The sequence below is a fragment of the Dyella marensis genome (assembly GCF_049532885.1).
Classification (GTDB): domain Bacteria; phylum Pseudomonadota; class Gammaproteobacteria; order Xanthomonadales; family Rhodanobacteraceae; genus Dyella_D; species Dyella_D marensis.
In genome coordinates this window covers 663,962-683,591 of the sequence record NZ_CP064029.1, presented here as the reverse complement: position 1 = coordinate 683,591, position 19,630 = coordinate 663,962, and the positions used below count along the sequence as shown (strand labels likewise).

The following is a 19,630-nucleotide window of genomic DNA, read 5'->3' as shown; positions in this document are numbered from 1 at the left end:
TGAAAGCCCCATCGTTACGCACGTAAGTCATTGATTTTACCACACGGATTTTTAACACATGCGCTTCACGCTGCCGTCTCCGCGTCGTTCCCGCCACCCGCTGGTCCGTGCCCTGTCGCTGCTGGTCGGCGTGGCGCTGGTGGGCGTGCTGCTGGTGTTCGGTCTGGTCGTGGCCGGCGTGCTGCTGGTCGGTGGCGGCCTGTGGCTGGCCCTGCGCCACTGGACCCGCAAGAGTAATGCCTCCGCCGCGGCGCCGCGCGCCGCCGGCACGCACCAGCCGGAAGTGCTGGAAGGCGAGTTCGTGGTGCTGCACCAGTCGCACCACCACGCCGCGCGCTGAGCGCGTTCGCGCAAGAAGCGGATAGTCCCGCCCATGCCGGATGGCTAGCCTGATGGCATGGACATCCGCACCGCTCCCATGAACCACCGCCAGGGCACCGAAGCCGCGCTCGAACGCGCGCGTGCGCTGATCGAGGAAGCCGAGCAGGCGCCCAGCCTGGACACCCTGGCCGAAGCCGCGGGCTTGAGCCCCACTTATCTGCAGCGCGCGTTCCGCCGCCGCTATGGCATGAGTCCGGCCGAATACCACCGCGCCCGCCGCTTCGGCCAGTTCAAGGCCTCGCTGCGCGATGGCGCGGCGGTGACCGACGCGGTCTACGACGCCGGCTTCGGCTCCGGCAGCCGCGTCTACGAGCACAGCAACCGCCTGCTCGGCATGACCCCGGCCAGCTACCGCGCCGGCGGCCTCGGCGCCAGCATCCGCTACACCACCACCGACACCCCGCTGGGCCGCCTGCTGGTGGCGACCACCGCGCGCGGCATCTGCTCGGTGACCCTGGGCGACGGCGACGCCGACCTGCAGCGCCGCCTGCGCGAGGAATTCCCCCAGGCCGAACTGGAACGCGTCGACGCCGGCCGCGAGGAATGGCTGGACGCGGTGATCGCGCGCATCGCTTCCGAACTGGGCTGGACCGACGCCACCGCGCCGGAACTGCCGCCGCTGGATATCGCCGCCACCGCGTTCCAGTGGCGCGTGTGGGACGCCCTCACCCGCATCCCCGCCGGCAGCACGCGCAGCTATGGCGAGATCGCCGCGGACATCGGCCTGCCGAAGGCGGCGCGCGCGGTAGGCCAGGCCTGCGGCAACAACCGGGTGGCCCTGATCGTGCCCTGCCACCGCGTGGTGCGCGAGGACGGTTCGATCGGCGGCTGGCGCTGGGGTGTCGAACGCAAGCGCGAGCTGCTGGCGCGGGAACGGCGGCGGGTTTCGGCCTGAGCCTAAAACCGGGTAATTCCGGCTGCGCCTTGATGCTCCCTCAAGGTAGCCTTGCAAACCGCTCGCTACTCGCCGTCCGGGCCACGCATTATCTTGCTGGGTCGCTAGACTAGTCGCCGCGCCCCTTCCCTCCCGCGCCATCCCCGCCATGACCGACCAGTCCGTTTCCAACGCCGCCCGCGCGGCGCAAGGCCCGTTCGCCGACACGCGCGTGATGATTCCGCTCGCGCTGTTCGCGCTGTACATCATCTGGGGTTCCACCTATCTGGGCATCCGCCTGGCGCTGGAAAGCTATCCGCCGTTCCTGCTCGCCGGTATCCGCTTCCTGTGCGCCGGCGTGCTGATGTTCGGCCTGCTGCGCCTGCGCGGCGTGGCCATGCCCACCGCGCGGCAGTGGCGCAATGCCGGCATCACCGGCGTGCTGCTGCTGGGCTTCGGCAACGGCCTGGTGTGCTTCGCCGAGCAGAGCGTCAGTTCCGGTATCGCCGCGGTGGCGGTGGCCAGCCTGCCGCTGTTCGCGGCGCTGTTCTCCGGGCTGTACGGGCAGTGGCCGACCGGGCGCGAAACCGTCGGCCTGGTGATCGGCTTCGCCGGCGTGGTGGTGCTCAACCTGGGCAGCAGCCTGTCGGCGTCGCGCATCGGCGCGATCGCGCTGATCGTGGCGGCGGCGAGCTGGGCCTTCGGCTCGATCTGGAGCAAGCGCCAGGACATGCCCGCCGGCCCGATGAACACCGCCGCGCAGATGCTGGTGGCCAGTGTGGCCCTGCTGCTGGTGGGCTTCGGCACGGGCGAACGCCTGCCCGCGCATCCCACCCTGCACGCGACGCTGGCGGTCGGCTACCTGGTGGTGTTCGGTTCGCTGATCGCCTTCAGCGCCTACCTCTACGTGCTCAAGAACGCGCGCCCCGCCGTGGCCACCAGCTATGCCTACGTGAACCCGCCGGTGGCGGTGCTGTTCGGCGTGCTGATCGCCGGCGAGCACGTGGGCCCGTACGACATCGCCGGCATGGCGGTGATCCTGCTCGGCGTGGCGATCATCACGCTGTTCAAGCAGCGCGCGAAGGGCTGAGACCAAGATCGTATTGCCGCTGTGCGCGGCTTGCGCCACCCTCCCCGCATTTGGGGAGGGCGGTCATGCCGAATGCGAACGAAGGTGCCCTGGCCCGCGCGGCCCTGCGCAGTTCCGCCTGGGCCGAACGCTGGTTTCCCGATGCATGGGTGTTCGCCGCGCTGGGCGTGATCCTGGTGGCCGGCGCCGCGCTGGCCTTCGGCGCCACGCCCACGGTCACCGTCAATGCCTTCGGCGACGGTTTCTGGAGCCTGATTCCCTTCACCATGCAGATGGCCTTCGTGGTGATCGGCGGCTATGTGGTCGCCACCGCGCCGGTGGTCGCGCGCTTTATCGAATTACTGGCGCGCGTGCCGCGCAGCGGCCGCGGCGCGGTGTGCTACGTGGGCCTGGTCAGCATGCTGGCTTCGCTGCTGTCCTGGGGTTTCTCGCTGGTGTTCGGCGGTCTGCTGGTGCGTGCGCTGGCGCGGCGCGGCGAGCTGCGCATGGACTATCGCGCGGCCGGCGCCGCGGCCTACCTGGGCCTGGGCGCGGTGTGGGCGATGGGGCTTTCCTCGTCCGCCGCGCAACTTCAGGCCAATCCCAAGAGCATGCCGCCGGGGCTGCTCAACATCACCGGCGTGCTGCCTTTCAGCCAGACCATTTTCCTGTGGCAATCGATCGTGCTCACCGCCGTGCTGATCGCGGTGTCGCTGCTGATCTGCTGGTTCACCGCGCCGTCGGAAGCGAGCGCGCGCACCGCGGAAGATTTCGGCGTGGGCGAAGCCGCCGCCACGCCGCCGCTGCCGCCGCGCACGCGGCCCGGCGAATGGCTGGAATACAGCCCGCTGCTGTCGCTGCTGATCGGCCTGCTCGGGCTGGGCTGGCTCGGCTATGAGTTCGCCAGCAAGCCGGCGGTCACCGCCATCGCCAATCTCAATACCTACAACTTCCTGTTCCTCACCGTCGGCCTGCTGCTGCACTGGCGTCCGCGCAGTTTTCTCAACGCGGTGGCGCGTGCGGTGCCCAGCACGGCCGGCGTGCTGATCCAGTTCCCGCTGTACGGCGGCATCGCCGCGCTGCTCACGCATGCGCCGGGGCTGGGCGGCGACACGCTGGCGCATCGCCTGTCCGGCCTGTTCGTGCACGTCGCTTCCACCGACAGCTTCACCCTGGTGATGGGCGCGTACTCCGCCATCCTCGGCTTCTTCGTGCCGTCCGGCGGCGGCAAGTGGCTGGTGGAGGCGCCATACGTGATGCAGGCGGCGAACGACCTGCACGTGCACCTGGGCTGGGCGGTGCAGGTCTACAACGCGGCCGAGGCGCTGCCCAACCTGATCAATCCGTTCTGGATGCTGCCGCTGCTGGGCGTGCTGGGCCTGAAGGCGCGCGACATCGTGGGCTTCACCTTTATCCAGCTGGTGGTGCACGTGCCGCTGGTGCTGGGCCTGCTGTGGCTGCTGGGCATGACCCTGACTTATGTGCCCCCAGTGATGCCATAACGCACAGCGCAGGTTGGGGTGAGCGCAGCGAACCCCAACGGATGTCCCGATGTACCCGGGCGCCGCGTTGGAGTTCGCCTACGGCTCACTCCAACCTGCACATCAGGCTGCGTTGACGCTGGATTTGAGGGCCGCGGCAAGAATGCGCACCGCCTCGCGCGTGCGCGGGTCGGCGGCGCGCTGGTGCAGCACGATGCGCGTCAGCGCCAAGCGCGGCAAACCCAGCGGCTCGCCCACATCGACGATCGAAGGCGGACATACGCGCCTTGGCAACGGCGCCACCGCCAATCCCGCGCACGCAGCCGCCACAACCGCAGGCAAGCCGCCACCGACGAACACCTCGGTCCACGCCACGTCCGCATCGTCCAGCGCCTTCAAGGCCATCGCGCGCACCGCGCAAGGCGCCGCGAGTGCGGCAAGACGCAGCGGCTCGCCCGCCGGCTGCTTCCAGTCCGGCAGCGCGTACCAGGCATACGGCTCGCTGAAGAGCAGCTTGCCGCCCGGACGCCCGTCGGCGCTGCAGACGATGGCCGCGTCGAGTTCGCCGTTGTCATAGGCGGCCATCACGCTGACCGAGGAACCGATGCGTACCTCGATGCGCAGCGAGCGGTCGTAAGCGCCGATCTTCGCCAGCAGCTGCGGCAGCTCGGTGCCGGCCGATTGATCGCTGATGCCGACGCGCAGGCTGAGCCGCGCTTCCGTGCGCCCATGCAGCGCGCGCTCATGGGCTTCCAGCAAGTCGCGGGCGGCATCGAGAAACGCCGCGCCTTCCTGCGACAGCCGCACGCGCCGCGGCGTGCGCTCCAGCAGCCGCCGCCCCAGCCGTTCCTCCAGCCGCTTGAGCTTCAGGCTGACCGCCGACTGGGTGGTATCCAGCGCCTCGGCCGCACGGGTGAAGCTGCTCAGATCCGCCACCAGCACGAAGGCCTGCACCGCATCGAGATCCAGCGGCCGGATCAATGAACCATTTTCGATCGTCATGATTGAAATATCCTTCGATCAGTTTTTCTTATCTTAAGCCGGTACTACGCTGCACGCCATTCCCACCTCCTTCCCCACCGAGGAGACCGCCATGACCCCGACCGACGCGGGCGACCCGCGCCGCTGGTTGGCCTTGCCCGTGCTGCTGACCGGCGCCTTCCTGCCGCCGCTGGATTTCTTCATCGTCAACGTGGCCCTGCCCTCGATCCGCGGCGCACTGCACGCCAGCGCCGCCCAGACGCAGTTCGTGATCTCTGCCTATGCGGCGATCTACGCCGTCTGCCTGATCACCGGCGGCCGCCTGGGCGACCTGTTCGGCCGCCGCCGGCTGTTTCTCCTCGGCATCGCCGGCTTCGTGCTGGCCTCCCTGCTGTGCGGCCTGGCCTGGTCGGCGGATGCGCTGCTGGCCGGCCGCCTGCTGCAGGGGCTGGCCGCGGCCGCGCTGGCGCCCCAGGTGCTCGCCTCTATCCGCGTGATGTTCCCCAGCGCCGAGCAGCCGCGTGCGCTGGCGCTGTATGCGGCGACGTTCGGCCTGGCGGCCACGCTCGGCCAGGTGCTCGGCGGCGTGCTGATCGCGGCCGGCTGGTGGGGCATGAGCTGGCAGTGGATCTTCCTGGTGAATCTGCCGGTGGGCATCGCCGCGTTTGCCGGCGGCCTGCGCTGGCTGCGCGAATCGCGCGAGGCGCAGGCGAAGAAGCTCGATCCCGGCGGCATGGCCCTGCTCTCCATGGCGCTCGCCGCGCTGGTCTATCCGCTGGTGGAAGGCCGCGAGCAGGGCTGGCCGTCATGGACCTGGGCCATGCTCGGCGCCTCGCTGCTGCTGTTCGCGCTGTTCCTGCGCTTCGAGGCGAAGCTGGCGCGCCACGGCGGCGCGCCGCTGGTCGACGTGAGCCTGCTGCGGCATGGCGAATTCATGCTCGGCATCGTCGTTACCCTGGGTTTCTATCTGACCTCGGCTTTCATGTTCACTTATGCGGCCTATCTGCAAGGCGGCCTGGGCCGCGATGCCTTGCATACGGGCCTGGCGACGCTGCCGTTCACGCTCGGCTATCTGTTCGCCTCGGTCACTGCCGCGCCCGTGATGCACCGATTGGGACGCGCCACGCTGCCGCTGTCGCTCGCGGTGCAGGCGGTTGGCTTCGCGCTGATCATCGCCGGCATCAGGAATGCCTCCGCCATGCAGACGGGCCTGATCGTCTCCGGCATCGGCTTCGGCTTCGCGTTCCCGTCGCTGATGCGCGCCGTGCTCGGCAGCGTCGATGCGCGCCACGCCGGCCTCGCCTCCGGCATGGTGATCACCGCGCTGCAGATCAGCGCCGCGCTCGGCGTGGCGGTCATCGGCGGCGTGTTCTACAGCACGCTGGGCGCGGCGCGCGACCCGTCGGCGTACGCGCACGCCTTCACCACCGGCCTGGGCTGCAACGTCGTCGCGCTCGCCGTCATCGCGCTGCTGGCCAGCCTGCTCGGCCGCCACGGCGTGGCGAATGCCAGCGTGCAGGTGGCGCCGGAGGCATAAAAAAAGGGCCGCGATGCGGCCCTTTTTCTCCAACTTCGATTCGGCGCATCACAGCTCGCGCAAGGCCGTCGTCACCGGCAGCCGCGCCGCGCGCACCGCCGGGAACAGGCCGCCCACGAAGCCGATCGCCAGCGCCCACTTCACGCCGGTCCACAGCAGTGCCGGCGAGACGTGGAACTCGAAGGTGAGCTGCCCCACCGAGCCCTGCGCCAAGGTCGAGGCGGTATAGCCGTTGAAGATCAGCCACGCCAGCGCGCCGCCGAGCACGCCGCCGAGCAAGGCCAGCAGCATGGTCTCCAGCATGATCGCCACCACCACCGGCAGGCCGCGGAAGCCGATCGCGCGCAGCGTGGCGATTTCGCGGGCACGCGAAGCCACCGCCGCGAACATGGTGTTGAGCGCGCCGAAGATCGCGCCGATCGCCATGATCAGGCCCACCGTGATGCCGATGATGCGGATCACCTTGCTGGTGCCCTCGGACTGCTTGTTGAAGTAGTCCAGCGTGGTGCTGGTATCGACCTTCAGGCGCGGGTCGGCGGCCAGGGTGGACTCGAACGCCTTGAAGCCGTTCGGGTCGGCCAGCTTCACGATCACCGAGGCGCGGCTGGAGCCGCGGCGGTAGGTATCGGACACCACCGAGGCATCGCCCCACACTTCCGATTCCAGCGCGTCGTCGCTGGCGAACACACCGACCACGGTCCATTGCTGGCTGCCCAGCTTGATCTCGTGGCCCGGCTCCAGGCCGGCGAACTGGCGCTGCGCACCCTTGCCCACCACCAGCTCGCGCATGCCGGGATTGAACTTGCGGCCGGCGACGATCTTGAGGTTGGGCCGCAGCTCCCAGCCTTGCTGGTCGATGCCGCGCAACTGCACGCTGCCCTCGTCGTCGGCGCCCTTGCCGCCCTTCACCGGCAGGTTGGCGGCGACCACGATTTCGGACGACGCGATCGGCTCGCCCTTGGCATTGCGCGCGATGCCCGCGGTCTGCGGAATCACCACCACGCTGTCGCGGTCGAGCACCGACATCACTTCGCTGGCCGAACCGCCGCGCATCACGATGGCGGTATCGGCGCTGCCGGTCTTGCGCAGCGTCTCGGCGTAGCCTTCGCCCATCGCCAGCAGCGCGACCAGCACACCGACCACGCCGGCAATGCCGATCACCACCACCGCGGAGGAACCGAGCCGCGACTTCAAGGTGCTGATGCCCACGCCGGTCACCGAGGCGGCCTGCCTGCCGCGGCGGGTCAGGCCCAGCCAGAGCGCGAAGGCCAGCACCAGCACGCCGACCATGAGCGGCGGCAGCTTGATCCACACCGCCAGGCACACGATCACCAGCACGAAGAGGCCGAAGCCGAACAGGAAATTCTTGGATTTGGACATGGCGTCGGCTCCTCAGCGTCCAGCCAGCGCATCGACAATGTTCAGGCGCATCGCGCGGACGGCCGGCAGCGCACCCACCAGCAATCCGATCAGCACCATGATCCCCAGGCCGAGCATCCAGCTGCCGCCGGTCACGCCGGGCAGGTTGAGCATGCCGCCGCTGCCCTTGGCCACGATCGGAATCAGCAGCGAGGCCAGGCCCAGCCCGATCACGCCGCCGATCAGCAGCAGCAGCACCGACTCGGCCAGCACCATCATCAGCACCGAGGGGCTGGTGAAGCCGATGGTCTTGAGCACCGCCAGTTCCGAAGTGCGCTCGCGCACCGCCTGCATCATGGTGTTGCCCGACAGCAGCAGCAGGGTGAAGAACACCGCGCCCATGATCGCCCCGACGATCAGGCCGATATCGGCAAGCTGCTTCATCCACGCCGCGGCCGCAGCCTGTTCGGTCTGCGTGCGCGTCTCATGGTCGGAGTTGGCGGAGATCGCATCGATCGCCTTGGCCACGCGGTCGGCCTGGTTGACGTCGCTGATGCGGCTCACATACCAGCCGACCATGCCGCGGTTGTACGCGGTGCCTTCGTCGAAGTACTTCCAGTGCATCAGCACGGTCTGGTCGTACCAGCCCGCGCTGGCTTCCTTGGCCTTGAGCGTGCCGACGATGTCGAAGCTCCAGTTCTTGCTGCCGTCATGCAGCGGAAAGATGGTCGACTGCAGCGGGATCTTGTCGCCCACTTTCCAGCCGAAGCGCTGCGCCAGCTTCTCGCCCACCAGGATGCCGGTGCGCGTGTTCTGGAACGCCTTGCGCGCCTCGGGGCTGGCTTCGATTTCCGGGAACTGGTCCAGGTAGTTGTCGCTCACCGCGAAGCTGAAGACCTGGTTGTGCGGGTCCTGATAGGCGCCGCCGAACCAGTTGGCGAATGCCACCGACTTCACCCCCGGCACCTGCACGATCTGGCCGTTGAGGCCCGAAGGCAAGGTCTGGATGAAGGACAGGCGCGAGCCGGTCTGCAGGCGCTGCGCGCCGTTCGCGCTCTGGCCGGCCTGATCGAACGAGGTGCGCACCGCGTCGAGCATGCCGAACAGCAGGAACGCGGTGACGATCGAGACCAGGGTGAGGATGGTGCGGGTCTTGCGACGGAACAGCGCCGCCCAGATCAGATGAAGATATTTCATCGCGGCATCCCCTCAGGCCAGCGCCTGCTCGACCAGGGTGCCCTTGTCGAGGTGCAGCGTGTGGTTGGCGTAATCGGCCGCCTTGGGATCGTGGGTGACCATCACGATGGTCTTGCCGTGCTCGCGGTTGAGCGTGCGCAGCAGGCCGAGCACGTCCTCGGCGGACTGGCGGTCCAGGTCGCCGGTCGGCTCGTCGCAGACCAGCAGCGTGGGATCGGACACGATCGCGCGCGCGATCGCCACGCGCTGCTGCTGGCCGCCGGAAAGCTCGCTCGGCTTGTGCGTGGAGCGCTCGTCCAGGCCCACCAGCTGCAGCGCGATGGCGGCGTTCTTGCGGCGCTGCGCGGCCGACAGCCTGGTCAGCAGCAGCGGCAGTTCCACGTTGCGCTGCGCGGTGAGCATCGGCATCAGGTTGTAGAACTGGAACACGAAGCCGACGTTGGCCGCGCGCCACTTGGCCAGCGCGCCGGCGCCGAGCTGGTCGATGCGCTGGCCGCCCACGCTGATGCTGCCGCCGGTCGGCGAATCCAGGCCGCCGATCAGGTTGAGCAAGGTGGTCTTGCCCGAACCCGACGGCCCCATCAGCGCGAGGAAGTCGCCCTCGGCGATATTGAGGTTGATGTGGTGCAGCACTTCCACTTTCTGCTTGCCGCGCTCGTACACCTTGGAAAGATCGCGGACTTCGATCAGCGTGCCCATGCTCATGCCTGTTCTCCCGAAACTGCGTTGGCTTTCGTCGTGATCTTGCGCGGCACCGGCCGCGCTCAAGGATTGGCCGCGCTCTTTACGCGCATGCCGTCTTTCAGTGCTTCCGGCGGCGAGACCACCACCGTGTCGCCGGCCTGCACGCCGGCCGGCAGCAGGCGCATCTCGCCGTAGGCCTGCGGCGCCGGCTGCACCGCGCGCTCGTGGGCGGTGTCGCCGCTGACCACGAACACGGCGTCGTGACCGTCGCGCTGCGCGATGGCGCCGGCCGGCACCAGCACGCCCTTGGGCGGCTCGGCGGCCTGCTTCGGCGCGGCCTTCTCCAGGAACGAGACGCGCACACCCATGTCCGGCACGATGCGCGGGTCCTTCTGGTCCAGCGCCACGCGCACCTTCACCGTGGCCTTGCCGCGGTCGGCGGCGGGCACGATGGCGATCACGTGGGCGGGGATCTTCCAGTCCGGGTAGGCGTCGAGCACGGCCTCGGCCGGCATCGCCGCCTGCACGCGGCCGATATAGGCCTCGTTGACGTCGACGTCGATTTCCAGCGAATCCATGTCGACGATGGTGCCCACGCCGGTGCGGGTGAAACCGCCGCCGGCCGACAGCGGCGAAATGATTTCGCCGACCTGGGCCGCCTTCACCGTGATCACGCCAGTGAACGGCGCGCGCACCACGGTGTAGTCGAAGTTCACCTGCGCCTGCTTGGCCTGCGCCTGCGCGGCCGCCGCCAGCTTGCGCTGCGCATTGAGCTGGGCAGCGGTGGTGTTGACCAGGGTGCGCGCCTGCTCGTCCTGCTGCTTGGGCACCAGGCCGCTCGTCGCCAGCGTATGCGCGCGCACCGCGTCGCGGTTGGCCTGGTCGAGCTGGGCCTGCAGCTGCAGCACCTGCGCCTCGGTGGCGCGCGCGTTGGCTTCGGCGGCGTCGAGCGCGGCGCGGTAGGCGTTGTCGTCCAGGCGCGCCAGCACCTGGTCCTTCTGCACGCGGTCGCCTTCCTCGATCAGCACCTCGGTCAGCGTGCCGGTGATCTGCGCCGACACCGTGGCCTGGCGGCGCGCGGTGATATAGCCGGTAGCCTGCAGCACCGCACCGGGGCCGGCCGCGGCGCTGGGCGCGACGGCGGCGGCGGTCTTCACTTCCAGGGCCGGGTGGCCCCACAGCATCCAGCCGCCGGCACCGGCCGCCAGCACCACCACCAGCACGCCGCCCGCAATCCATGGCCAGCGCCCGGGACCGTGCCCATGGTCCTCGCGCTCGTGGCGCTCGATGCGCAATTCCTTCAGCAGTTCCGCGTTCTTCACACCCGCTCCCCAAAAGCCGGTTCCCACCGGCTACCGATGGCCGGCACGATGAAGCAAGCCCGCATGGCTTTGCAGAACGCCTCATCAGCCGATGGCAATGACAGCTGTCATCCGGGCCGAACAAGCCCTGGCGATGACTGCTGCTTCCCTTACGTCGAACGGCGCCGCGCGAAATCGACAGGGGTATAGCGCTCTGCGCGCGCGGGCGATAGCTGACACGGCACGTATCCCTGCCGGGCCGCCCCGCCTAGCTGCTACCCTTCCGCGCATGACCTACGCCATCCCCGCCCCGCTCCAGCCCAGCCTGCCGGTGTACGGCAGCGACCTGCGTTTCCCCGTGCGCCGCGTGTTCTGCATCGGCCGCAACTACGCCGACCACGCCCGCGAGATGGGCGCGGTGGTGGAGAAGGATGCGCCGCTGTTCTTCTGCAAGCCCGCCGACGCCATCGTCACCGACGGCGCCGACGTGCCCTACCCGCAGGCCACCCAGGACCTGCACCACGAAGTGGAGATGGTGGTGGCGCTGGGCGCGGGCGGAAAAAATATTCCGGCCGAACGCGCCGCTGCCCTGATCTGGGGCTATGGCGTGGGCCTGGACCTGACCCGCCGCGACCTGCAGGCGCTGGCCAAGGCCAAGAGCCATCCCTGGGACGTGGCCAAGGGCTTCGACCATTCGGCGCCGGTGTCGGCGCTGCGCCCGGCGGCCGAAGCGCAGCTGTCGGCGGCGACGGGCCTGAGCCTCAGCGTCAACGGCGCGGTGCGCCAGCACAGCACGCTGGGCGAGATGGTGCACGACGTGGCCGGCATCATCGCCATCCTGTCGACCCTGTTCGAATTGAAAGCCGGCGACCTGATCTTTACCGGCACGCCGGCCGGCGTCGCCGCGCTGCAGCGCGGCGACAGTTTCCATGCGGCGCTGGAAGGCGTCGCCACCTTGGACGGCCGCATCGCGTAAACGGCATCGCAACATCGGCGGCGGCAAGCTGGCGCGCGGAATGCGTCGGGCCGGCCGCCCATCGCAGGGGGCAACAACATCCACTGAAGAGGGAGAGCAGCAATGGGCATGATGAAAGAGTTCAAGGACTTCGCCATGCGTGGCAACGTCGTCGACCTGGCGGTCGGCGTGGTGATCGGCGCCGCGTTCGGCAAGATCGTCACCTCGCTGGTCGACCAGATCATCATGCCGCCGATCGGCCTGCTCACCGGCGGCGTCGATTTCTCCGCCATGAAGTGGGTGCTCAAGCCCGGCGACGACAGCGATCCCAAACACAAGGTCGCCGAGGTTGCGATCCAGTACGGCGCCTTCTTCAACGTGGTGATCCAGTTCGTGATCATCGCGTTCGCCATCTTCCTGGTGGTCAAGGCGATCAACCGCCTCACCCGCCGCGAGGAAGCCGCGCCGGCCCCGCCGCCGCCGACCGAGACCCTGCTGACCGAGATCCGCGACTTGCTCAAGAAGCAGCAGTAGCTGCTGCTTCTTCAGCGGGAATAGAGAGTCGGGAATCGGGAATCGGAGGAGCAGGGCGCCGCGACCGTGGGCGTTTTTTGCTCGGGTAAACAGGGCGAATCGGGACATCGGGAGCGCTGTTCTTCCGATTCCCGATTCGCCACTCCCTATTCCCGCCCCAACCGTGACTTCTGGCCTAAGCGGCAGCACCGACCGGCGCCATAATCGGGGTTTACACCGAGGAGTCCCCGATGCGCCGCCTGCCTCTCACCCTGCTCGCCGCCAGCCTCGCCTTCGCCGCGGGCGCCGCCAGCGCCGCCGACAAGGCCACCACTATTCCGCAGTCCGCCGTAAAGACGGCCGAACAGCTGCGCGACAAGGCCATGGCGGACGACACCGGCTACAAGATCGTCGAATCGCTCACCACCGAAGTCGGCCCGCGCATCGCCGGCGGCCCGAACGACCAGCGCGGCCGCGAATGGGCCATCGCCAAGTTCAAGGAACTGGGCTACGACAAGGTCTATACCGAGACCGTCACCTACCCGCTGTGGGAACGCCGCAGCGAGCACGCCGCCATCGTCGGCCCCTACCCGCAGCCGCTGACCGTGATCGCGCTGGGCTATTCGGCCGGCACGCCCAAGGGCGGCCTCACCGCCGAGGTGGTGAAGTTCGACAGCCTCGACGCGCTGAAGAAGGCCGACCCGGCCAGCGTCAAGGGCAAGATCGTCTTCGTCGACGCCAGGATGCAGCGCCACAAGGACGGCCACGACTACGGCATCGGCTCGGCCGTGCGCACCGGCGGCCCGGTGATCGCCTCCAAGATGGGCGCCGCCGCTTTCCTGCTGCGCTCGGCCGGCACCGACGAGCACAGCCGCACGCCGCACACCGGCGTCACCGGCTTCCGCGATCCGAAGGAAGCCATCCCCGCCGCCGCGCTGTCGCTGCCGGATGCCGACCAGCTCGACCGCGTGCTGGCCTCCGGCAAGCCGGTGAGCATCAAGCTGGACCTGGACTGCGGCATCACCGGCACCTACACCGGCGCCAACGTGATCGGCGAGATCACCGGCAAGAAGTACCCCGACCAGATCGTGCCGATCGGCGGCCATCTGGATTCCTGGGATCCGGGCACCGGCGCGATCGACGACGGCGCCGGCGTGGCGATCGCCATGGCCGCGGGCAAGATGATCCTGAGCCTGCCGCAGCGTCCCGACCGCACCATCCGCGTGATCGCCTTCGCCAACGAGGAAATGGGCCTGTTCGGCGGCCGCGCCTATGCCGACAAGCATGCCGCGGAAGTGGGCAAGCACCAGCTCGGCACCGAGTCCGATTTCGGCGCGCGCAAGATCTGGCGCATGACCGCCAGCGTGAAGCCGTCGGCGCGCGGCGCCATCGAGCAGATCGCCAAGGTGATCGAGCCGGTCGGCGTGGCCTACGACAAGGAGCATCCGGGCGGCGGCGGTTCCGACCTGTCGCAGATGCACGCCAAGGGCATGGCTGCGCTCACCCTGACCCAGGACGGCACCGACTACTTCGACTACCACCACACCGCCAACGACACGCTGGACAAGATCGACCCGCGCGAACTGGCGCAGAACGTGGCGGTGTATGCGGCGTTCTCGTACATGGCGGCGCAGGCGGAGGGGGATTTCGGTTCGGCGCCGGGGGCGTTCAAGAATGATGGGGCGCGGGATTGAACGTTTGCTTCATGACATAAAAGAAAGCGGCCGCAAGGCCGCTTTTTTTTATTGAGGAGCGGAGCTATCGAACTCTTCTCCCCTGCGAAAAGCACGCGGGGAGCGCACAGGGATGTGCGCGGCTTTGAGGAGCGAGGAAGATGCCGGCAGGCAGATGAGGGGCGGGTGCTCGCGGTAATGCTTCCACGGAGCGAGTAAGAGCTGTTGAACTTACAGCGGCCCTCCGCGCATCGCTCCGGCCGACCCCTCACCCCGGCCCTCTCCCCGGAGGGGAGAGGGGGATGCAGGGCGGCGCGAAAATCCAGCGAAGAGCACGCGGCGCAGCCGCGGCGTTCCGCTTGCGCGCTTTTGCTTTTGATCTTCAGGGTCCCCTTGGCGCCGGCGGTGAGGGCTGGACGAAAAGGCCCCCGCAGGGGGGCGAGGACAGGAGTCCTCGCCTTTTTGATCAGGGCATGGATGCCCTGTCAAAAAGCCCGGCCAGCCCTCACGGACCCTCAGCAGCTTGCTGCTGAGGGCGCCAAGCAGGGTGCACTTTCTTCTTGGTTACTTCTTCTTTGTGCACGCAAAGAAGAAGTAACTCGCCTCGCGGCAGCGGGGCGAAACACTCGCCAACGGCGAGACCACCACGCGCCAACGCGACAACCAAGCGCAATCGCCACTGGATCCCGGCCTACGCCGGGATGACGAGCTAAGCCGCAGGCTTCGCAGAAAACCGCGCCTGCACCCGGTCCAGATAGAGGTAAATCACCGGCGTCAGATACAAGGTCAGCACCTGCGACACCGCCAGGCCGCCCACCACCGCCAGGCCCAGCGGCCGGCGCGTTTCCGCGCCCGCGCCGATGCCCAGCGCGATCGGCAAGGTGCCGGCGAACGCCGCCATCGTGGTCATCATGATCGGGCGGAAACGCACCTTGCAGGCTTCGTAGATGGCATGCGCGGGCGCCATGCCTTCGTCGCGCTGACGCTCCAGCGCGAAGTCGATCATCATGATCGCGTTCTTCTTCACGATGCCGATCAGCATCACGATGCCGACGAAGGCGAACAGGTCCAGCGAGGCGTTGAAGATCACCAGCGTCAGCAGCGCGCCCACCGCCGCGGCCGGCAGGCCGGACAGGATCGTCAGCGGATGGATGAAGCTCTCGTACAGAATGCCCAGCACCAGGTAGATCACGAACACTGCCAGCAACAGCAGCAGGCCCATGCCCTGCATCGAATCCTGGAACGCCTGCGCGGTGCCCTGCACGCTGCCGCTGATGGTGGCGGGCAGGCCGATCTTGTCCATCGATGCATCGATGCGCTGCACCGCCTGGCTCAGGCTCACGCCGGGCGCCAGGTTGAACGACACCGTCACCGCCGGCAGCTGGCCCTGGTGGTTCACCGTGAGCACCTGCGGCTGGCGGCGGAACGTGGCCACCGTGTCCAGCGGCACCAGGGTGCCGCTGGCGGAGGTGACGTACAGGCGCGACAGCACGTCCGGATCGTTCTGCAGCGTGCGCGACACCTGCAGGATCACCCAGTACTGCGTCGCCGCGCCGTAGATGGTGGAGATCTGGTTCTGGCCGAAGGCGGAACCCAGCGCCGACTGCACCTGGGCCATGGTCAGGCCGAGGGTGGCGAGCTTGTCGCGGTTGACGTCGACCATGATCGACGGGCTGTTGAGATCGAGGTCGTTGGTGACGTCCTGGAAACCTTCCAGCTGGGTGAAGGCCTGGGTGATGCGCCCGCTCCAGTCGTACAGCAGCGGCAGGTCGATCGACTGCAGCGTGTACTGATACTGCGCCTTGGACTGGCGGCCGCCGACCTGGATCGACGGCGGGTTCTGGATATAGGTGCGGATGCCCGGCACCTGCGCGAACTTCTTGCGCAGCTCCTGGATGATGCCGTCCGGTCCCAGCTCGCGGTCGTGCGCGGGCTTCAGCAGCAACAGCAGCGAACCGTTGTTCACCGTGCTGCGCGGGCCGCCCGCGCCGACGCTGGACATGTAGCCGGCGATGTTCGGATCGTCAGCCACGATCTCCGCCAGCTTCTGCTGGCGCGCCACCATGCTGTCGAACGACACGTCCTGCGGGCCTTCAGTGGTGACGCGCAGCTGGCCGGTGTCGCCGGCGGGGATGAAGTCCTTCGGCGTCACGTAGAACAGCAGCGCGGTGGCCGCCAGGCTCAGCGCGAAGCCGGCCAGCACCAGCAGCGGACGCTCCATGCACCAGCGCAGGCTGCCGGCATAGCCGCGCTGCACGGCGTTGAAGCCGCGGTCGAAGCCGGCGATCAGCCAGTTCTTGTTCTCGTGGTCGTGCGCGCGGATGAAGCGGCTGCACAGCATCGGCGTCAGCGTGATCGCCACCACGCCGGAGATCAGGATCGACACGCTGATGGTCACCGCGAACTCGTGGAACAAACGCCCCACGATGCCGCCCATGAACATCACCGGGATGAACACGGCAATGAGGGACAGCGTCATCGAGAAGATGGTGAAGCCGATCTCGCCGGCACCCTTGAGCGAGGCCTCGTACGGCGACAGGCCGGCTTCCATGTGGCGCACGATGTTTTCCAGCATCACGATGGCGTCGTCCACCACGAAGCCGACCGCGAGCGTGAGCGCCAGCAGGGACAGGTTGTCCAGGCTGTAGCCCAGCCCGTACATCACGCCGAAGGTGCCGATCACCGAGATCGGCAGCGCGATGGCCGGAATCAGCGTGGCGGAGAGATTGCCCAGGAACAGGTAGATCACCAGCACCACCAGCACGCCGGCCAGCACCAGGGTGAACTGCACGTCGTCCACCGAGGCGCGGATCGACAGCGAGCGGTCGTACAGCGTGTTGAGCTTCACCGACGGCGGCAGGCCGGCGGTAAAGCCCGGCAGCAGCGCCTTGATGCGGTCCACCGTTTCCACGGTGTTGGCGCCGGGCTGGCGCTGGATCGCCAGCACGATGGCGCGCTCGCCGTTGTACCAGCTCGCCGCCAGGTCGTTCTGCACGCTGTCGAAAGCTCGGCCCAGGTCGCGGATGCGCACCGGCGCGCCGTTGCGGTAGGCCACCACCACGTCGTTGTAGGCGTCGGCGCGCATCAGCTGGCCTTCGCTGCGGATCGGCAGCTGCTGGCGGGTGCCGTACAGCGAGCCGGTGGCCTGGTTGACGTTGGCCGCGGCGATCGCCGCCTGCACCTGGTCGATGCCTACGCCCGTGCCGACCAGCCGCGCCGGATCCACGCTCACGCGCACGGCATATTTCTGCGAGCCGTACACGTTCACCTGCGCCACGCCGTCGACCATCGACAGGCGCTGCGCCAGTTCGGTCTCGGCGTATTCGTCCACCTGCGACAGGGGCAAGGTGGACGAGGTCATGGTGAGGAACAGGATCGGCGCGTCGGCCGGATTCACCTTGCGGAAGGTGGGCGGCGTGGTCATTTCCTTCGGCAGCTGGCGCAGCGCGGCGGAGATGGCGGACTGCACGTCCTGCGCGGCGCCGTCGATATTGCGGTCCAGCTCGAAGGTCAGCGTGATGCTGGTGGAACCCAGCGCGCTGGTCGAACTCATCGAGCTGATGCCGGCAATGGTCGACAGCTGGGACTCCAGCGGCGTGGCCACCGCGGAGGCCATGGTCTCCGGCGAGGCGCCCGGCAGGCTGGCGCTGATGCTGATGGTGGGAAAGTCGACATTCGGCAACTCGTTCACCGCCAGCCGCGGATACGCCGCGATGCCGAACACCAGCAGCGCCGCCATCAGCAGCGTGGTCATCACCGGTCGGCGGATGCACAGCTCGGGCAGGCTCATGGCGTCAGCCGCCTCCCGCCTTGACCTTGGCGCGGGCACCGTCGACCAGCAGCATCTGGCCCTCGGTCACCACCTGCTCGCCGGCATCCAGGCCCTTGTCGACCACCAGCCGCTGGCCGGCGGTCGGCCCCGGCGTGATGTAGCGCTGCTGCACCTTGCCGTCGTGGCCCAGCACGAACACGAAGCTGCCCTTGGCCGAACTCTGCAGCGCTTCCACCGGCACGCTCACAGCATTGGCGATACGCGTGGTCGGCAGGGTCACCTGCACGAACTGGCCGGCGGTGAGGCGGTGGTCGGTGTTCTCGAAGCGGCCCTTCACCACGATGGTGCCGGTGGTGGCATCCACCGCGTTGTCGATGAATTCCAGCGTGCCGGCCAGCGGCTGGCCCTTGTCGCCGGGAATCGCCGCCTGCACGGCGACCTGCCCGCGCGCCTGAGCGGCGCGTAGCGCGGCGAGGCTTTCCTCGGGAATGCTGAAGGCGATGCGCATCGGTTCGATCTGGTTGAGCACCACGATGTCGGTGCTGTCGGCGGTGATCTGCGCGCCGGGCCATACCAGCGGCGAGCCGATCACGCCGTCGAACGGCGCCACGATGCGCGCGTAGTCGAGCTGGGTCTGCGCGGTTTCCTGCAGGGCCAGGTCGCTCTGCAAGGTGGCCTTGGCCACGCCGAGGTTGGCCTGGTAAGTGTCGTAGTCGGCCTTGGACACGAAGCCCTTGGCCAGCATGTCGGTGTAGCGCTGCTGGTCGGCCTGCGCCTTCACCCATTGGGCCTGGTCCTTGGCCACGGTGCCACGCGCCTGGTCGAGCTGCGCCTTGAGCAGGCTGGGATCGATCTGGATCAGCAGCTCGCCCCGCTTCACCTGCGCGCCGGGCTTGAAGGCCAGGGTCTGCAGCTGGCCGGAAACGCGCGAGCGCAAGGTCACGGTGGAAAAGGCTTCGGCGCGGCCGACCAGCTTCAGGCTGAGGTCGACGTCGCCGTGCGTGGCGGTGGCCACCTGCACCGGCACTTCGCCGGCCTGCGCGCCGCCGCCCTTGCCCAGCGCAGGCGTGGTTTCTTGGCGGCCGCGGAACACGAGCATGGCGACGCCAAGCAGCGCTACCGCCAGCACGATAAGGAGCAGTTTCTTCCAGGGCATGGGAACTCTCGGACTTGTTCGGCCGGCGCCGCGCTCCCTCCCAGGATCGCGACGCATGCTGACCCGCGATCCTTCGCCGGGACTTCGGAATGGCGGCAACCGTGCACGCCCAAAAGACCCGTACTATGCCGGGAGAATTCCTAAAGTCTCACAAGGACCAATGGCACTGGCACGACCATCGTAAGCATGGCGTAAGGTTAGCCGGTCGCAGGATCTTCCGAGTCGCCGGGCTGGTCCAGCGCCTGCAGGTTGTCCTTAATGCGGTTGAGCACGTCCATGGCCTGCTGCATCTCGTGCAGTTCGATGCCCTTGGTAGCGTCCTTGCGCAGGCCGCGTCCGATCAGCTCCATGTCCGCGATTACCCCGCGCGCCTGCTCGGTCACGTAGAGGCGCCAGGCGCGGCGGTCGCGCGGATCGGCGCGGCGCTCGACGAAACCGGCCGCCTGCAGGCGGTCGATCACGCGGCCCACGGCGATCGGCTCCATTTCCAGGAATTCCGCCAGCTCGGTCTGGCGCAGGCCTTCGCGGTGGTACAGCACCTTGGTCGCGCGCCACTGCGCGCGCGTCAACCCGAATTTCACCGCGCGCCGGTCGAAATGCTTGCGGAACAGCAAGGTGACGTCGTTGAGCAGATAGCCGAACGAGATGTCTTCAGTCTTCATGTGTTTCCCGAACCCTCCGCCCCTCCGGGGCGCCC

Annotated in this window: 16 protein-coding genes; 8 read left to right on the top strand and 8 right to left on the bottom strand. The window is 68.3% G+C overall.

Features of this window, described 5'->3' with window-relative positions; genetic code table 11:
* Positions 1–58: 58 nt before the first annotated feature.
* The 4 genes from ISN75_RS03015 to ISN75_RS03000 all read left to right on the top strand — a co-directional run bounded on the left by ISN75_RS03015 (position 59) and on the right by ISN75_RS03000 (position 3,826).
* Positions 59–340: a hypothetical protein gene (locus ISN75_RS03015; protein ID WP_167252540.1), complete on the top strand. Its 282-nt coding sequence runs from the start codon at positions 59–61 to the stop codon at positions 338–340.
* A gap of 78 nt (positions 341–418) precedes the next feature.
* Positions 419–1,276 carry a methylated-DNA--[protein]-cysteine S-methyltransferase gene (locus ISN75_RS03010; RefSeq protein WP_343819432.1) on the top strand — a complete coding sequence of 286 codons (858 nt, stop codon included), beginning with the start codon at positions 419–421 and terminating at the stop codon, positions 1,274–1,276.
* 148 nt (positions 1,277–1,424) lie between these two features.
* The gene (gene yedA, locus ISN75_RS03005) at positions 1,425–2,345 is read left to right on the top strand and encodes a drug/metabolite exporter YedA (RefSeq protein WP_167252542.1); all 921 of its coding nucleotides are present in this window, start codon (positions 1,425–1,427) and stop codon (positions 2,343–2,345) included.
* Between the two features lie 65 nt (positions 2,346–2,410).
* On the top strand, positions 2,411–3,826 hold the full coding sequence (locus ISN75_RS03000) for a short-chain fatty acid transporter (protein WP_208399576.1): 1,416 nt from the start codon (positions 2,411–2,413) through the stop codon (positions 3,824–3,826).
* A 102-nt stretch (positions 3,827–3,928) separates the two neighbouring features.
* Here the strand turns inward: ISN75_RS03000 and ISN75_RS02995 are convergent, their stop codons facing one another.
* On the bottom strand, positions 3,929–4,807 hold the full coding sequence (locus ISN75_RS02995) for a LysR family transcriptional regulator (RefSeq protein ID WP_343819434.1): 879 nt from the start codon (positions 4,805–4,807) through the stop codon (positions 3,929–3,931).
* Positions 4,808–4,898: 91 nt separating this feature from the next.
* Between ISN75_RS02995 and ISN75_RS02990 the strand changes: the two genes are divergently transcribed.
* A complete protein-coding gene (locus tag ISN75_RS02990; RefSeq protein WP_343819435.1) occupies positions 4,899–6,323 on the top strand; it encodes an MFS transporter in 1,425 nt (474 codons plus the stop codon).
* A gap of 48 nt (positions 6,324–6,371) precedes the next feature.
* On the opposite strand, the gene ISN75_RS02985 is transcribed toward ISN75_RS02990, so the two are convergent.
* The 4 genes from ISN75_RS02985 to ISN75_RS02970 form a co-directional block, all read right to left on the bottom strand.
* On the bottom strand, positions 6,372–7,703 hold the full coding sequence (locus ISN75_RS02985; RefSeq protein WP_168648024.1) for an ABC transporter permease: 1,332 nt from the start codon (positions 7,701–7,703) through the stop codon (positions 6,372–6,374).
* Positions 7,704–7,715: 12 nt separating this feature from the next.
* Positions 7,716–8,879 (bottom strand): ABC transporter permease, encoded by a 1,164-nt coding sequence (locus ISN75_RS02980; RefSeq protein WP_343819436.1) that lies wholly within the window; start codon positions 8,877–8,879, stop codon positions 7,716–7,718.
* 12 nt (positions 8,880–8,891) lie between these two features.
* Entirely contained in the window at positions 8,892–9,578 is a 687-nt protein-coding gene (locus tag ISN75_RS02975) for an ABC transporter ATP-binding protein (protein ID WP_167252754.1), read from the bottom strand.
* A 65-nt stretch (positions 9,579–9,643) separates the two neighbouring features.
* Complete coding sequence (locus tag ISN75_RS02970) at positions 9,644–10,885, bottom strand: efflux RND transporter periplasmic adaptor subunit (RefSeq protein WP_168648022.1); 1,242 nt, start codon at positions 10,883–10,885, stop codon at positions 9,644–9,646.
* 268 nt (positions 10,886–11,153) lie between these two features.
* Between ISN75_RS02970 and ISN75_RS02965 the strand changes: the two genes are divergently transcribed.
* The 3 genes from ISN75_RS02965 to ISN75_RS02955 all read left to right on the top strand — a co-directional run bounded on the left by ISN75_RS02965 (position 11,154) and on the right by ISN75_RS02955 (position 14,026).
* A complete protein-coding gene (locus tag ISN75_RS02965; RefSeq protein WP_167252548.1) occupies positions 11,154–11,840 on the top strand; it encodes a fumarylacetoacetate hydrolase family protein in 687 nt (228 codons plus the stop codon).
* Between the two features lie 102 nt (positions 11,841–11,942).
* Positions 11,943–12,353: a large-conductance mechanosensitive channel protein MscL gene (gene mscL, locus ISN75_RS02960; RefSeq protein ID WP_167252549.1), complete on the top strand. Its 411-nt coding sequence runs from the start codon at positions 11,943–11,945 to the stop codon at positions 12,351–12,353.
* Between the two features lie 230 nt (positions 12,354–12,583).
* Entirely contained in the window at positions 12,584–14,026 is a 1,443-nt protein-coding gene (locus ISN75_RS02955; RefSeq protein WP_343819437.1) for a M20/M25/M40 family metallo-hydrolase, read from the top strand.
* Between the two features lie 688 nt (positions 14,027–14,714).
* Here ISN75_RS02955 and ISN75_RS02950 read toward each other — a convergent pair.
* The 3 genes from ISN75_RS02950 to ISN75_RS02940 all read right to left on the bottom strand — a co-directional run bounded on the left by ISN75_RS02950 (position 14,715) and on the right by ISN75_RS02940 (position 19,595).
* A complete protein-coding gene (locus ISN75_RS02950) occupies positions 14,715–17,795 on the bottom strand; it encodes an efflux RND transporter permease subunit (protein ID WP_168648019.1) in 3,081 nt (1,026 codons plus the stop codon).
* A 4-nt stretch (positions 17,796–17,799) separates the two neighbouring features.
* Positions 17,800–18,933 carry an efflux RND transporter periplasmic adaptor subunit gene (locus ISN75_RS02945; RefSeq protein WP_343819438.1) on the bottom strand — a complete coding sequence of 378 codons (1,134 nt, stop codon included), beginning with the start codon at positions 18,931–18,933 and terminating at the stop codon, positions 17,800–17,802.
* Positions 18,934–19,130: 197 nt separating this feature from the next.
* A complete protein-coding gene (locus ISN75_RS02940; protein ID WP_167252553.1) occupies positions 19,131–19,595 on the bottom strand; it encodes a MarR family winged helix-turn-helix transcriptional regulator in 465 nt (154 codons plus the stop codon).
* Positions 19,596–19,630 lie beyond the last annotated feature (35 nt).